We start from the raw sequence: 13373 nt of genomic DNA on the forward strand, positions 1-13373 counted from the left end.
CGTGCAGCTGTCGGGGCGGACCGTGCTGGTCGCCGGGCTCGGGGTGTCCGGGGCCGCGGCGGCCCGGGTGCTCCTGCGCACCGGCGCCCGCGTGCTGCTGACCGACGCCGCCGAGCGCGACGCGGCGGCCGAGCTCGTCGCCGCCGGGGCCAGCTGGCGCGGACCGCTGGCGACGGTGCCCGACGGCACGGACCTGGTGGTCACCTCGCCGGGCTGGCGGCCGGACGCCCCGCTGCTGGCCGATGCCGCCGCCCGGGGGATCGAGGTCGTGGGCGAGCCCGAGCTCGCCTGGCGGTTGCGGGCCGCGGCGCCCGGCGGCGAGCCGGCGCCCTGGCTGGCGGTCACCGGCACCAACGGCAAGACGACGACGGTCACCATGCTCGAGGCGATCCTGCTGGCGGCCGGACGGCGGGCGGTGGCGGCGGGCAACGTCGGCCGCCCGCTGATCGAGGTGGTCACGGAGGTGGCACCCGACGGCACGCCGGCCTACGACGCGATCGCCGTCGAACTGTCCAGCTTCCAGCTGCACTGGTCGTCGTCGCTGGCGCCCGCCGCGGCCGCCGTCCTGAACGTCGCCGACGACCACACCGACTGGCACGGCTCCTTCGCTGCGTACCGCGACGCGAAGGCCCGCATCCTCCGGCTCGCACCGGTGGCGGTGGCCGACGCCGGCGACCCGGTGGCCGCCGCGCTCGTCACCGGCCATCCGCACCCCGTGACGGTCACCCTGGGGGAGCCGGCCCCCGGTCAGCTCGGCGTCCGGTCGGGAGCGCTGGTCGACCGCGCGTTCGCCGCCGACCCCGCCGGTGAGCTGCTGCTCGACCTGGCCGACCTCCAGGTGCCCGGGCCGCACAACCGGGTCAACGCTCTCGCCGCGGCGGCGCTGGCCCGGGCGATCGGCATCCCGGCGGAGGCGGTCGGCCGGGGGCTGGCCGGATTCCGCGGCGGGGCCCACCGCAACGTGCTGGTCGGCACCGTGGCCGGGGTCGACTACGTCGACGACAGCAAGGCCACCAACCCGCACGCGGCCGGCGCCTCGCTGGCCGCGTACCCGCGGGTGGTCTGGATCGCGGGGGGACTGCTCAAGGGCGCGGACGTCGATCCGCTGGTGGCCGCGGTCGCCGGGCGCCTCTCCGGCGTGGTCCTGCTCGGCCGTGACCGCGACCGGATCGCCGCCTCCCTGGCGCGACACGCCCCCATGGTCCCCGTGGTCACGGTGCCCAGCGGCGACGATGACGGGGTGGACGGGACTGGTGTGACGGGCGAGGCGACGATGACGCGTGTCGTCGCTGCCGCGGCCGACCTCGCCCGGCCCGGCGACACGGTGCTCCTGGCGCCCGCCGCCGCCTCGATGGACGTCTTCCGGGACTACGGCCACCGCGGGCAGGCCTTCGCCGACGCAGTGCGGGCCCTGGGCGACCGGTGAGCACGACGACCCGGCCGCGCACCGCCGGCGCCGATCGCCGCGTGCCCTCGCCGCCCACCCGGCACGAGCGCGCGCCCCGCTTCCGTGGTCCCGCCTGGCTGGACGGGCCGATGACGAGCTCCCACCTCGTGTTCGGCGCGGCCGGGCTGCTGCTCACCATCGGCCTGGTCATGGTCTTCTCCGCCTCGTCGATCGAGGCGGCGCTGGCCCACGAGCCGGTCTGGGCGCCCGGCGTCCAGCAGCTGATCTGGGCCGCGCTCGGCGTCGGGGCCATGCTGGTCGCGCTCCGGCTGCCCACCGGGTTCATCCGCCGGTGGGCGCCGATCGCGCTGGTCGGCGTGGCGTTCCTGCTGCTCCTCGTGCTGGTGCCGGGCATCGGCAAGCGGATCAACGGCGCCCGCCAGTGGTTCGACCTCGGGTTCGCCCACCTGCAGCCCTCGGAGGTCGCCAAGCTGGTCTTCGCGCTGTGGGGCGCGCACATGCTGGCGCTGCGGGAGCGCTACCTGACCACCAAGAGCCTGCTCGTGCCCGTGCTGCCGGTGTTCGGCGTCCTCTCGCTGCTGCTGATCGTCGAACCCGACTTCGGCGCCGTCGTCAGCCTGGGCCTGGTGCTGGTCGGCCTGCTCTGGGGCGCCGGGATGCCGATGAAGTACTTCGGCTGGTTCGCGGCCGCGGCGGCGGTGCTGATCGCGATCCTGATCAAGGCGGCCCCGTACCGGATGGCCCGGATCACCTCTTTCCTCGATCCCTTCGCCGACCCGACCAACGGCGGCTTCCAGGCGGTGCGCGGCATGTACGCGCTGGCCACCGGCGGTCTGTGGGGCGTCGGGCTGGGCAACAGCGCGATGAAGTGGAACCTGCTGCCGCACGCCGAGTCGGACTACATCTTCGCGATCATCGGGGAGGAGCTCGGTTTCCTCGGCTGCCTCGTCGTCGTCACGCTGTACGGCGTGCTCGCCTACGCCGGCTTCCGGATCGCCCGCCGCTCGGCCGACCGCTTCATCCAGCTCGCCAGCGTCTCGATCACCGTCTGGATCGTCGGCCAGGCGGCGATGAACATGGGCTACGTGGTGGGGCTGCTGCCGGTGACCGGCGTGCAGCTGCCGCTCATCTCGGCCGGCGGGACGTCGCTGGTCCTGACCCTGTTCATCGTGGGGCTGCTGGGCCGGTTCGCCCGGTCGGAGCCCGCCGCGATCGAGGCCGAGCGCGGCCGCGCCCGCGGCCGGCTGGCCCGGCTGCTCCTGCCCGTGCCCGGGTCGGCGGTCGACCGCGTGCGCCCGCGCCGGCGTCCGGAGGATCGTCCGTCCGCCCGGCCGGTGGTCGGCAACGGCCGCACCGTCGTGCGCTCGCGCCCGGCCCCCACCCGTCGTCCGGACGACGAACATCCCCGCCGGATGCCTCCGCGCCCCGTTCCCGAGCCGGCGAGGCCGCGACCGCGGACGGCGCCATCGCGTCGCGGCGAGGGGCAGCGTCGCGGCGAGGGACAGGGTCTCGGCGAGGGACAGCGCCGTGCCGGGGGACAGCGGTGACGCGACCGCTGAGCATCGTGCTCGCCGGCGGCGGGACCGGCGGGCACATCGAGCCCATGCTCGCCCTGGCCGACGCGCTGCGCCGCCGGGTGGACGGGGGAGCGGACCTGCGCATCACGTGCCTGGGCACCTCCCGCGGCATGGAGACCCGGCTGGTGCCTGCCCGCGGGTACGACCTCCGGCTGATCCCGCCGGTGCCGCTGCCGCGCAAGCCGACGCCCGACCTGTTACGGGTGCCCGGCCGTGTGTGGCGGGCGGTCGCGGAGACCCGGGCGCTGCTGGAGGAGCTGTCCGCCGACGTGGTCGTCGGGTTCGGCGGCTACGTCGCGCTGCCCGCCTACCTCGCCGCCCGGCGGGCCCGGGTGCCCGTCGTCGTGCAGGAGCAGAACGCCCTGCCCGGCCTGGCCAATCGGATCGGAGCGCGGCTGGCCGCGCGGGTGGCGGTCACCGCGCCGAACACCCCGCTGCGGCACGCCGAGCAGGTGGGCATGCCCCTGCGGACGACGATCAGCTCCCTCGATCGGACGGCCCGCCGCGGGGAGGCGCGGGCCGCGTTCGGCCTGGACCCCGACCGGCCCACGCTGCTGGTGTTCGGCGGTTCGCAGGGGGCGGCGTCGCTGAACCGGGCCGCCGTCGCGGCGGCCGACGCGCTCACCGCCGCCGGGGTGCAGGTCCTGCACGCGCGCGGTCCCAAGAACACCGACGTGCAGGTCGCCGAGCGGCCCGCGGGTAGTGCGCCGTACGTGGTCGTGGACTATCTGGAGCGCATGGACCTCGCCTACGCCGCCGCCGACCTCGCCCTGTGCCGGTCGGGCGCGGTGACCGTCGCGGAGGTGTCCGCCGTCGGGCTGCCGGCGGCGTTCGTCCCGCTGCCGATCGGCAACGGCGAGCAGCGGCGCAACGCCCTGCCGGTCGTCGAGGCCGGCGGCGGGCTGCTGGTGGAGGACGCCGACCTGGACGCCACCTGGATCCAGTCGCACCTGGTGCCGCTGCTCACCGATCCCGCGGCACTGGCCGGCTACGCCGCGCATGCCGCCGCCGCCGGGATCCCCGACGCCGACGAGCGGCTGGCCGACATCGTGCTCGAGGTGGCGGGGCGAGGGGTGGCGGGGAAGTGAGTGCTGCGGACGTGGCGGCCTGGACCGATCCGGTGCCGTCGCTCACGGAGCTCGGCGCCGTGCACTTCGTGGGCATCGGTGGCGCCGGGATGAGCGGCATCGCCCGGATCCTGCTGGCCCGCGGCGTGCCCGTGTCGGGCAGCGACCGGCGGGACACCCCGACCCTGCTCGCGCTGCGCGCCCTCGGCGCCCGGGTCGAGGTCGGGCACGACCCGGCCCACCTCGGCGACGCCGACACCGTCGTGGTCTCGACGGCGATCCGGCCGGACAACCCGGAGCTGGCCACCGCCCGAGACCGCGGTCTGCGCGTGCTGCCGCGGGCCGTCGCGCTCGCCGCGGTCATGGCGGGCCGGCGCAGCATCGCCGTGGCCGGCACGCACGGCAAGACGTCGACGACGTCGATGCTCACGGTCGCCGTCCAGGCCTGCGGGGTGGATCCGTCCTTCGCCATCGGCGGCGACCTCAACGAGTCCGGCAGCAACGCGCACTCCGGCGAGGGCGACATCTTCGTCGCCGAGGCCGACGAGAGCGACCGCTCCTTCCTGCTGCTCGCCCCCTTCGGCGCCATCGTCACCAACGTCGAGGCCGACCACCTCGACAACTACGGCGACCTGGCCGCCGTCGAGGCCGCGTTCGACCGGTTCCTCGGCACGATCGACGAGCGGGGCTTCGTGATCGTCTGTGCCGACGACCCAGGGGCCGCACGGCTGGGCGCCGTGCCGACGCCGGCCCGGCTGCGCACGTACGGCCGCGCGGCGGACGCCGACCTGCGGGTGACCGACCTCGACGTGGCTCCCGACGCCACGAGCTACACCGCCGTCCTCGACGGGCAGGAGCTGGGCCGCGTGCGGATCCAGGTGCCGGGCGAGCACATGGCACTCAACAGCGCGGCTGCCCTGCTGGCCGGGCTCGAGCTGGGGCTGCCCGCCGCGGGCCTGATCGACGGCCTCGGCCGGTTCGGTGGCGTGCACCGCCGCTTCGAGCTCAAGGGCGTCGTCGGCGGCGTCCGCGTGTACGACGACTACGCCCACCACCCGACCGAGGTGACCGCCCAGCTGAAGGCCGCACGAGCCGTCGTCGGCAGCGGCCGGCTGGTGGTGGCGTTCCAGCCGCACCTGTACAGCCGCACCCAGGAGTTCGCCGCGGGGTTCGGTGCGGCCCTGGGACTGGCCGACGACGTCGTGGTCATGGACGTCTACGGGGCCCGCGAGGACCCGGTCCCCGGCGTGACCGGCGCCCTGGTCGCCGACGTCGTCCCGCTGCCGCCCGACCGGGTGCTGTTCGAGCCCTCCTGGTCGGCGGCGGCCCCGGCGCTCGCGGCGCGGGCCCGGCCCGGCGACCTGGTGCTGACGATGGGTGCCGGCGATGTGTCCATGGTCGGACCGGAGGTGCTCGAGGCGCTGCGCGGAAAGGACGGGGCGAGGGGCGACGCCGAGGAAACGGCGCGGTGAACCGCACCGGGACGACGACCCGGGACCGCACCGGCCGGTCGCGGCGGGCGCCCGAGCGGCGTCCGACCCCGGCGGTGACGCCCCTGGTCCGCCGGCGCCCCCGGCCACCCCGCCGGAACCGTCGCCCGGTGCAGCTCGCGGTCGCGGTCGCCGCGCTGGTGGCGGTCGTCTGGCTGCTGCTCGTCAGCCCGGTGCTGGGCGTCAGCTCGGTACAGGTCGACGGCGTCCGCACGCTGCCCGCCGACCTGGTGCGACAGACCGCCGGCATCCAGCCGGGCACCCCGCTGCTGCGGGTCGACGTCGACGCCGCCCGGGCCCGGATCGGCCGGCTGCCCCAGGTTGCCTCGGTCGAGGTGACCCGCGGCTGGCCGCACACCGTCGTCGTCACCGTGGTGGAGCGGGTGCCGGTCGCGGTCGTGGGGGAGCCCGGGCAGCGCACCCTGGTCGATGCCCACGGCGTCCTCTTCGACACGGTGAGCGGGTCGCCGCCCGCCGGGGTGGTGCCGTTGGACGTGGTGGCTCCCGGGCCCGGCGATCCCGCGACGATGGCCGGCCTCACCGCGATCGAGGCGCTGTCGGCGAAGCTGCGCGGGCAGGTGGTCTCCGTGACGGCCGTGACGCCCGACGACATCACCCTGACGCTGACCGACGGCACCGCCGTCCGCTGGGGTGGCCCGGAGAAGTCCGGTCGCAAGGGCGACGCCCTGGAGGCGGTGCTCGGCCAGCTCGCCGACGGCGGGCTCGACCCGGCGACGACGATCGACGTCAGCGCACCGCAGGCCGTCGTCCTCCGGTGAGCCCCTCGGCGCCCTCCGGACCCTCTCGGACGCCGGATCGGGGACACGCCGACGGCGCGACACGCCCGACACGCAACATCAGTTTCGCGAGTTCCCGTATTCCAAGCACACGCCGGTCTGGACCTCGGCATGAGACGTTTCCGGGGCGGGTCGTCACAGCCAGTGGTGCGGATGTGACCAACGGGTCCCGAGTGTTCGGTGGGATCGCGCACTACCGACACGCCGACCCGTGGAGGGTGTTTGTGTCGGCCTCTTGGCCCCACCTAACTTCGTCCTCGTCGACCGAGTTGACATAACTGTAAGGCTGAACTTGAGGATGAGGGTCCAGTTGGGGAGCGCCGCATGACACCTCCGCACAACTATCTAGCGGTCATCAAGGTCGTCGGCATCGGCGGCGGCGGGGTGAACGCGGTCAATCGCATGATCGAAGTCGGCCTCAAGGGGGTCGAGTTCATCGCGATCAACACCGACGCGCAGGCGTTGCTGATGAGCGACGCCGACGTGAAGCTCGACGTGGGTCGCGAGCTCACGCGCGGCCTCGGCGCGGGCGCGCAGCCCGACGTCGGCAGGCAGGCCGCCGAGGACCACCGCGAGGAGATCGAGGAGGTCCTCAAGGGGGCCGACATGGTCTTCGTGACGGCGGGTGAGGGCGGTGGCACGGGCACCGGTGGTGCGCCGGTCGTCGCGTCCATCGCCCGCAAGCTCGGCGCCCTGACCATCGGCGTGGTCACGCGCCCGTTCGCCTTCGAGGGCAAGCGGCGCGCGGTGCAGGCCGAGTCGGGCATCGAGGAACTGCGCAACGAGTGCGACACGCTGATCGTGATCCCGAACGACCGGCTGCTGCAGCTGGGTGATCGCAACGTCAGCGTCATGGATGCCTTCCGGACCGCCGACCAGGTGCTGCTGTCCGGTGTCCAGGGCATCACCGACCTGATCACCACGCCCGGCCTGATCAACCTGGACTTCGCCGACGTCAAGTCGGTCATGTCCGGCGCAGGCTCGGCGCTGATGGGCATCGGCAGTGCACGCGGGGACAACCGTGCGCTGCTGGCTGCCGAGCAGGCGATCGCGAGTCCGCTGCTGGAGGCCTCGATGGAGGGCGCCCATGGCGTGCTCCTGTCGATCTCCGGCGGGTCGGACCTGGGCCTGTTCGAGATCAACGAGGCCGCCTCGCTGGTCTCCGACGCCGCGCACGCGGACGCCAACATCATCTTCGGCGCCGTCATCGACGACGCCCTGGGTGACGAGGTCCGGGTGACGGTGATCGCGGCCGGCTTCGACAGCGGCCGGCCCGCCTCGCGCAAGGACACCGGCGCCGCGATGGTCACGGGTTCGCCCGCGGCCGCCGCCGGAGGGCTCCCGCCCTACCGGCGGCCGGGGGCCGGCGCGCCGGTCCACCAGCAGCCGGTCCACCAGGCGGCGGGGGAGCGGCGGGTGGTCCCGCAGACCGCCAGCTCGCCGTCGGTGCCGCAGCCCGCGCCGCAGACCGCGGTCGGCACGCCGGCCTCGGCCGCCCGCACCGCCCAGGCGCCCAGCGGGGGTGGCATCACCGTGCCGCCGCTGCCGCCGATCCCCGGACCGGTGGCGGGACGCCGTCCGCTGTCGAACGAGGACTTCGAGGAAGAGCTGGACATCCCCGAGTTCCTCAAGGGCTGACCCGACGGGGACGATGTCCCCATGAGTTCCTCCCCGGCCGCTCCGCCGTCCGTCCGACCCCGCAGGGTCGTCACGGACCGGCGGGGCGGCCGGTCCCGTTCCCCGTACGAGTCGTTCAACCTCGGCGACCACGTGGGCGACGACCCGGCCGACGTCGCCGCCAACCGCGCCCGCGTCGCCCGGGAGCTCGGCGTCCCCGAGGACCGGCTGGTCTGGATGAACCAGGTGCACGGCACGAACGTGGCCGTCGTCGACGGGCCGCAGAACGGGGCGGTCCCCGCCACCGACGCCGTCGTCACCGCCACGCCCGGGCTGGTCCTGTGCGTCCTGGTGGCCGACTGCGTGCCGGTCCTGCTGGCCGACCACGAGACCGGGGTCGTCGCCGCCGTGCACGCCGGCCGGGAGGGGGTGCGGCAGGGCGTCGTCCCCGCCGCCCTGTCGGCCATGGCGAGCCTCGGCGCGCGGGCGCGGCACGTCACCGCGCTCCTCGGCCCCGCCGTGTGCGGCGCCTGCTACGAGGTGCCCGAGGAGATGCAGCGCGCGGTGGCCCGCGTGGCGCCCGCTGCCGCCGTCGCCACCCGGAAGGGCACCCCGGGCCTGGATCTGCGCGCCGGGGTCGCCGAGGGGCTGCACAGGGCCGGCATTCCACAGGTGGTGCTCGACCCTCGGTGCACAGCCGAGGACCCGACGCTGTTCTCCCATCGCCGCGACGGCGTCACCGGCCGGCAGGCCGGGCTCGTCTGGCTCCCACTGTGAGCGACCTCGCCGCGAACCTGGAGGCGGTGCGGGCGCGCATCGACGCGGCGGCACGGGCCGCCGGGCGCGAGCCGTCGGAGGTGGCGCTGCTCGCGGTCAGCAAGACGTGGCCGGCGGACGACGTCCGGGCCCTGGCTGCCCTCGGGCAGCGCGACTTCGGTGAGAACCGGGCCCAGGAGCTGCTGAGCAAGGCGGGGGAGCTGCCCGACCTTCCCGTGCGCTGGCACTTCATCGGTCAGCTGCAGCGCAACAAGGCCGCCGCGGTGGCGCGGCTGGGCGCCGTGGTGCACACCGTCGACCGCGCCTCGCTCGCCCGCACGCTGGACCGGGCGGGGCAGGACGGCGACGCGCCGGTCGACGTCCTCGTGCAGGTGGACCTGGGCGGAGCCGCCGGGGAGATCGCCGCCCGCGGCGGCGCCGCGCCGGACGACCTGCCCTCGCTGGCGGACCTCGTCGCCTCGTCGCCCGGGCTGCGCCTGCGCGGTCTGATGGCGGTCGCCCCGCGCGGGGAGGAGCCGGGGCCGGCGTTCGAACGCCTCGCGGCGCTGGCGGCCCGCCTGCGCGCCGACCATCCGGACGCCGTCGAGCTGTCCGCGGGCATGAGCGGAGATCTCGAGGAAGCCGTCGCAGCCGGTGCGACCGTCGTGCGTGTCGGAACCGCGTTGTTCGGAGATCGCGCCCTAGCCTCCGGGGAGACCACATGAGTCACATCGGCAACACGGGCCCCGTGGACCACGGCAGGTCTTGACGCCGGTGGCTCATGCAGGACGCTGAGGACGCCAGTAGAGGGGGAGGTCCGATGGCTGGAGCCATGCGGAGGATGGGTATCTACCTGGGACTCGTCGAGGACGACGACCCGCGGGGATACGGGCGGTACGACTCCCGGCAGTCCGACCACGCCGACTACGACCGCCGGTACGGCCGGTACGCCGACGACCGGTACGACACCGACTACGCCGACGGGTACGCCGACGACGACGTCGACGCCGACGACCTGCCTGCCGTGCGCGAGCCCGAGCCGCTGCCGGCGCGCCGGGACCGGGCCGCCCGGCCGATCGGCCTCGCCCCGGCCGGCACGTCGGTGGGCGCCGGCTCGGGCGGTTCGCGCATCAGCGCCATGGGCAGCGGCCCGGTCGGCGCCACCGCGGCGAAGCTCGCCGTCCGCGAGCCCGTGGCTGCCGTGGTCGAGCCGGCGCCCGCGCCGTCCCCCCAGCCCTACCGGATCACGACGCTGCACCCGCGCACGTACAACGAGGCGCGCACCATCGGCGAGCGGTTCCGCGACGGCATGCCCGTGATCATGAACCTCACGGAGATGGACGACGCGGACGCCAAGCGCCTCGTCGACTTCGCGGCGGGACTGTCGTTCGGACTGCGCGGTAGTATCGAGCGCGTCACGGCGAAGGTGTTCCTGCTCAGTCCGCAGAACGTCGACGTGACGGCCGAGGACAAGGCGCGGATCCGCGAAGGCGGCTTCTTCAACCAGTCCTGACCTGCTCACGGCACCCTCCACATGACCCAGGTGCCCCGACCGAACGAGGACCGTGGCTCTCTTCTGGCAGATCGTCGCGTCGGTGCTGCTCGTGTTCCTGGTCCTGCTCTTCGCGCGGTTCGTCGTCGACTGGGTGATGGTGCTGGCGCGCAGCTGGCGGCCCTCCGGCGTCGTCGCCGCCGGGCTGGAGATCGTCTACTCGACCACCGATCCGCCGCTCAAGGCGGTGCGGAAGGTGATCCCCCCGCTGAACCTGGGGTCCATCCGACTGGACCTCGGGTTTATGGTGCTGCTGATCGCCGTGGTGATTCTCCGGAACGTCGCGCTGACACTCGCATATGGCTGAGTCCACCGGGACCAGCCTCGCAGTACGGCCGTGTTCAGATGCTGCCCGGCTGAGACCGTCCCTGATCCTGTTGTCCGTACACCCGAGGTGACCCGATGCCACTCACGCCTGCCGACGTGCACAACGTCGTCTTCAAGAAGCCGCCCATCGGGAAGCGGGGCTACGACGAGGACGAGGTCGATGCGTTCCTCGACGTCGTGGAGGCCGAGCTCGCCCGGCTGATCGAGGAGAACAACGAGCTGCGCTCCGGTGCCCGCAGCGCGCCGCGCATGGAGGAGGCGCCGGCCCCGGCGCCGACGCCCGCGCCCGTGGCGGCCCCGCCGCCGCCGGTGCAGCAGCCGCGCGAGGACGACAGCGCCCGCGCCTCCCGGATGCTGGCCCTGGCCACCGAGACGGCCGACCGGTACGTCAACGAGGCCAAGACGCAGGCCGAGCAGATGCTCACCGGCGCCAAGACCAACAGCGACCGGCTGATGAACGAGGCCCGCACCAAGAGCGAGCAGATGGTCGCCGAGGCCAAGCACCGGGCCGACGCGATGCTCGGCGACGCGCGCACCCGCTCGGAGACGATGGAGCGCGAGGCCCGGGCCAAGGCCGCGGCCCTCGACCAGGACGCCGAGCGCCGGCACGTCGAGGCGATGGGCAGCCTCGAGGAGAAGCGCAGCAGCCTGGAGCGCAAGATCGAGGAGCTGCGCACGTTCGAGCGCGAGTACCGCACGCGGCTGCGGTCCTACCTCGAGTCGCACCTGCGCGACCTCGACAGCCGCGGGTCGGCCGAGCCGGCGCAGAACGCCCGGCAGAACCAGCACGCCCCCGCCTGAGCCGTTCGGCCCCCCTGCAGGGACCCGCCGCGAGCGTGCGAGTGGCGGGGGGCAGGGGGGTCCTTACCCCTTGACGCTGCCGGCGAGCAGCCCGCGGACGAAGTAGCGCTGCAGCCCGAGGAAGACCGCCAGCGGCAGGATGATCGCCACGAACGCCCCTGCGGCCAGCAGGAACCAGTCCTGTCCCCGGGTGCCGACCATCTCGGCGAGCCGCACGGTGAGTGGGGCGACGTCCGGGGCGCCGCCGGCGAAGGTGAGCGCGACCAGCAGGTCGTTCCAGACCCAGAGGAACTGGAAGACGCCGAACGCGGCGATGGCGGGGGTCAGCAGCGGCAGCAGCACCTGGAAGAAGATCTTCACGTGACCGGCGCCGTCCATCCGGGCCGCCTCGACCAGCGAGGCCGGGATCTCCTTCATGAAGTTGTGCAGCAGGAAGACGGCCAGCGGCAGCGCGAAGATCGAGTGCGACAGCCAGATCGTCCAGAACGAGCCGTTGAGTCCGGCGTCCACGTACAGCGTCAGCAGCGGGATGAGCGTGACCTGGATCGGCACCACCTGCAGCGCGAAGACCGCCACGAACAGGATGTTGCGGCCGCGGAACTTGATCCAGGCGAACGCGTAGGCGGCCAGCAGCGCCAGGGTGATCGGGATGATCACCGCCGGCAGCGTGATGACGAGGGAGTTGACGAACAGCGACGCGAAGTCCGTGCCGCCGTAGAGCACCTCGTTGTAGTTGTAGACGGTGAAGTGCGGGTCGGTGAACACCGTCCACCAGCCGGAGCTGCGGATGTCGAGCTCGGGCCGGAACGACGTGATCAGCAGGCCCAAGGTCGGCACCGTCCACAGCACCGCGATGACGATCGCGATCACCGACGCCGCAGGGGAGCTGAGCTTCGTCCTGGCCGCGACGGCCCGCCGCTCGGCACGGGTGAGCCTGCGCTCGGTGGGCGGAGCCGGCGACATGACCGGCGTCGTCGTGGTCATCGGATCTCCTCGGCCAGGCGCAGCTGACGGACGTTGTAGGCGACGATCGGGATGACGAGGACGAACAGCAGGACGGCGAGGGCGGCACCGAGCCCGAAGTTGAACTGCCGGAACGACTGCGTGTAGAACTCGTTGGCCACCACGCTGGTGCCGAACTGGCCGCCGGTCATCGTGCGGACGACGTCGAAGACCTTGAGGGTCACGATGGCCACGGTCGTCAGCACGACCACGAGGGCGGGCCGGATGCTCGGCACGGTGACGTAGCGGAACATCTGGACGCCGCTGACCCCGTCGAGCCGTGCGGCCTCGAGGATGTCGTCGGGGATGGCCTTGATGGCCGCCGACAGCACCGTCATGGCGAAGCCGGCCTGGATCCAGATCATCACGACGATCAGGTAGAGGTTGTTGGCCGGCCCGTGGAGCAGGAACTGCTGCGGATCGATGCCGACCAGGACCAGCAGCTGGTTGAGCAGGCCGATCTGCTTCACGCCCGGCTGGTCCGGGCGGTACTCGTAGACGAACTTCCAGATGACCCCGGCGCCCACCATGGAGATCGCCATGGGCAGGAACACCAGCGCCTTGGCGAGCGCCTCGAAGCGCGTCCGGTCGACGAGGTAGGCGTAGACCAGTCCGAGCGCGGTCGTCACCAGCGGCACGAGCACCACCCACAGGACGGTGTTGCGCAGCACGGTCTGGAAGTTGTCGTTGGTGAAGACCGTGGCGTAGTTGTCGAAGCCGACGAACGACGAGCCGTCCCGGTCGAAGAACGAGCCCTTCACCGTCTCCAGTGCCGGGTAGACCAGGCCGACCGCGAGCAGCACGACGGTCGGCCCGAGGAAGCCGGCTGCGACCACCCAGTTGGGTACCCGTTTCGGCCGGTCGACGGCGAACAGGATCGCGCCCATGACGACGGCGAACAGGAGGATGGCCACGACCATCAGGGCGAACTTGTGCCCGGTGGTGGTGGCGTCCAGGAACCACTGCACGGCTGCGGCCT

Annotated in this window: 13 protein-coding genes; 11 read left to right on the top strand and 2 right to left on the bottom strand. The window is 73.6% G+C overall.

Annotated elements, in window-relative coordinates; genetic code table 11:
- Window position 1: 1 nt before the first annotated feature.
- The 11 genes from murD (at window position 2) to AC2H4J_RS16775 (ending at window position 11392) form a co-directional block, all read left to right on the top strand.
- Entirely contained in the window at window positions 2-1426 is a 1425-nt protein-coding gene (gene murD / locus AC2H4J_RS16725) for a UDP-N-acetylmuramoyl-L-alanine--D-glutamate ligase (protein WP_487466010.1), read from the top strand.
- Complete coding sequence (gene ftsW, locus AC2H4J_RS16730; RefSeq protein ID WP_487466011.1) at window positions 1423-2955, top strand: putative lipid II flippase FtsW; 1533 nt, start codon at window positions 1423-1425, stop codon at window positions 2953-2955. The genes murD and ftsW overlap by 4 nt, the downstream gene beginning before the upstream one ends.
- Window positions 2952-4073: an undecaprenyldiphospho-muramoylpentapeptide beta-N-acetylglucosaminyltransferase gene (murG, locus tag AC2H4J_RS16735; RefSeq protein ID WP_487466012.1), complete on the top strand. Its 1122-nt coding sequence runs from the start codon at window positions 2952-2954 to the stop codon at window positions 4071-4073. Before ftsW ends, murG begins: the two co-directional genes overlap by 4 nt.
- The gene (gene murC, locus AC2H4J_RS16740; RefSeq protein ID WP_487466013.1) at window positions 4070-5524 is read left to right on the top strand and encodes a UDP-N-acetylmuramate--L-alanine ligase; all 1455 of its coding nucleotides are present in this window, start codon (window positions 4070-4072) and stop codon (window positions 5522-5524) included. The genes murG and murC overlap by 4 nt, the downstream gene beginning before the upstream one ends.
- Window positions 5521-6321, top strand: coding sequence for a cell division protein FtsQ/DivIB (locus AC2H4J_RS16745; RefSeq protein ID WP_487466014.1), 801 nt, complete (start codon window positions 5521-5523; stop codon window positions 6319-6321). Before murC ends, AC2H4J_RS16745 begins: the two co-directional genes overlap by 4 nt.
- Before the next feature lie 342 nt (window positions 6322-6663).
- Entirely contained in the window at window positions 6664-7977 is a 1314-nt protein-coding gene (gene ftsZ / locus AC2H4J_RS16750) for a cell division protein FtsZ (protein ID WP_487466015.1), read from the top strand.
- A gap of 21 nt (window positions 7978-7998) precedes the next feature.
- A complete protein-coding gene (gene pgeF / locus AC2H4J_RS16755) occupies window positions 7999-8733 on the top strand; it encodes a peptidoglycan editing factor PgeF (protein ID WP_487466016.1) in 735 nt (244 codons plus the stop codon).
- The gene (locus AC2H4J_RS16760; protein WP_487466017.1) at window positions 8730-9437 is read left to right on the top strand and encodes a YggS family pyridoxal phosphate-dependent enzyme; all 708 of its coding nucleotides are present in this window, start codon (window positions 8730-8732) and stop codon (window positions 9435-9437) included. Before pgeF ends, AC2H4J_RS16760 begins: the two co-directional genes overlap by 4 nt.
- Before the next feature lie 95 nt (window positions 9438-9532).
- Complete coding sequence (locus AC2H4J_RS16765; RefSeq protein ID WP_487466018.1) at window positions 9533-10225, top strand: cell division protein SepF; 693 nt, start codon at window positions 9533-9535, stop codon at window positions 10223-10225.
- Between the two features lie 52 nt (window positions 10226-10277).
- Window positions 10278-10571 carry a YggT family protein gene (locus AC2H4J_RS16770; RefSeq protein ID WP_487466019.1) on the top strand — a complete coding sequence of 98 codons (294 nt, stop codon included), beginning with the start codon at window positions 10278-10280 and terminating at the stop codon, window positions 10569-10571.
- A gap of 95 nt (window positions 10572-10666) precedes the next feature.
- The gene (locus tag AC2H4J_RS16775) at window positions 10667-11392 is read left to right on the top strand and encodes a DivIVA domain-containing protein (RefSeq protein WP_487466020.1); all 726 of its coding nucleotides are present in this window, start codon (window positions 10667-10669) and stop codon (window positions 11390-11392) included.
- Between the two features lie 63 nt (window positions 11393-11455).
- Here AC2H4J_RS16775 and AC2H4J_RS16780 read toward each other — a convergent pair whose 3' ends face one another.
- Window positions 11456-12376, bottom strand: a complete 921-nt coding sequence (locus tag AC2H4J_RS16780; RefSeq protein ID WP_487466021.1) for a carbohydrate ABC transporter permease — start codon at window positions 12374-12376, stop codon at window positions 11456-11458.
- On the bottom strand, window positions 12373-13362 hold the full coding sequence (locus AC2H4J_RS16785) for a carbohydrate ABC transporter permease (RefSeq protein WP_487466022.1): 990 nt from the start codon (window positions 13360-13362) through the stop codon (window positions 12373-12375). Before AC2H4J_RS16785 ends, AC2H4J_RS16780 begins: the two co-directional genes overlap by 4 nt.
- Window positions 13363-13373: the final 11 nt, after the last annotated feature.

It is taken from the genome of Blastococcus sp. OS1-29 (assembly GCF_057628075.1).

What these genes read in the sequence shown, in the direction of transcription:
- pgeF (WP_487466016.1), top strand. Translation starts at nt 7,999, where the DNA reads ATGAGTTCCTCCCCGGCCGCTCCGCCGTCCGTCCGACCCCGCAGGGTC.
- AC2H4J_RS16780 (WP_487466021.1), bottom strand. Translation starts at nt 12,376, where the DNA reads ATGACCACGACGACGCCGGTCATGTCGCCGGCTCCGCCCACCGAGCGC.
- ftsZ (WP_487466015.1), top strand. Translation starts at nt 6,664, where the DNA reads ATGACACCTCCGCACAACTATCTAGCGGTCATCAAGGTCGTCGGCATC.
- AC2H4J_RS16765 (WP_487466018.1), top strand. Translation starts at nt 9,533, where the DNA reads ATGGCTGGAGCCATGCGGAGGATGGGTATCTACCTGGGACTCGTCGAG.
- AC2H4J_RS16775 (WP_487466020.1), top strand. Translation starts at nt 10,667, where the DNA reads ATGCCACTCACGCCTGCCGACGTGCACAACGTCGTCTTCAAGAAGCCG.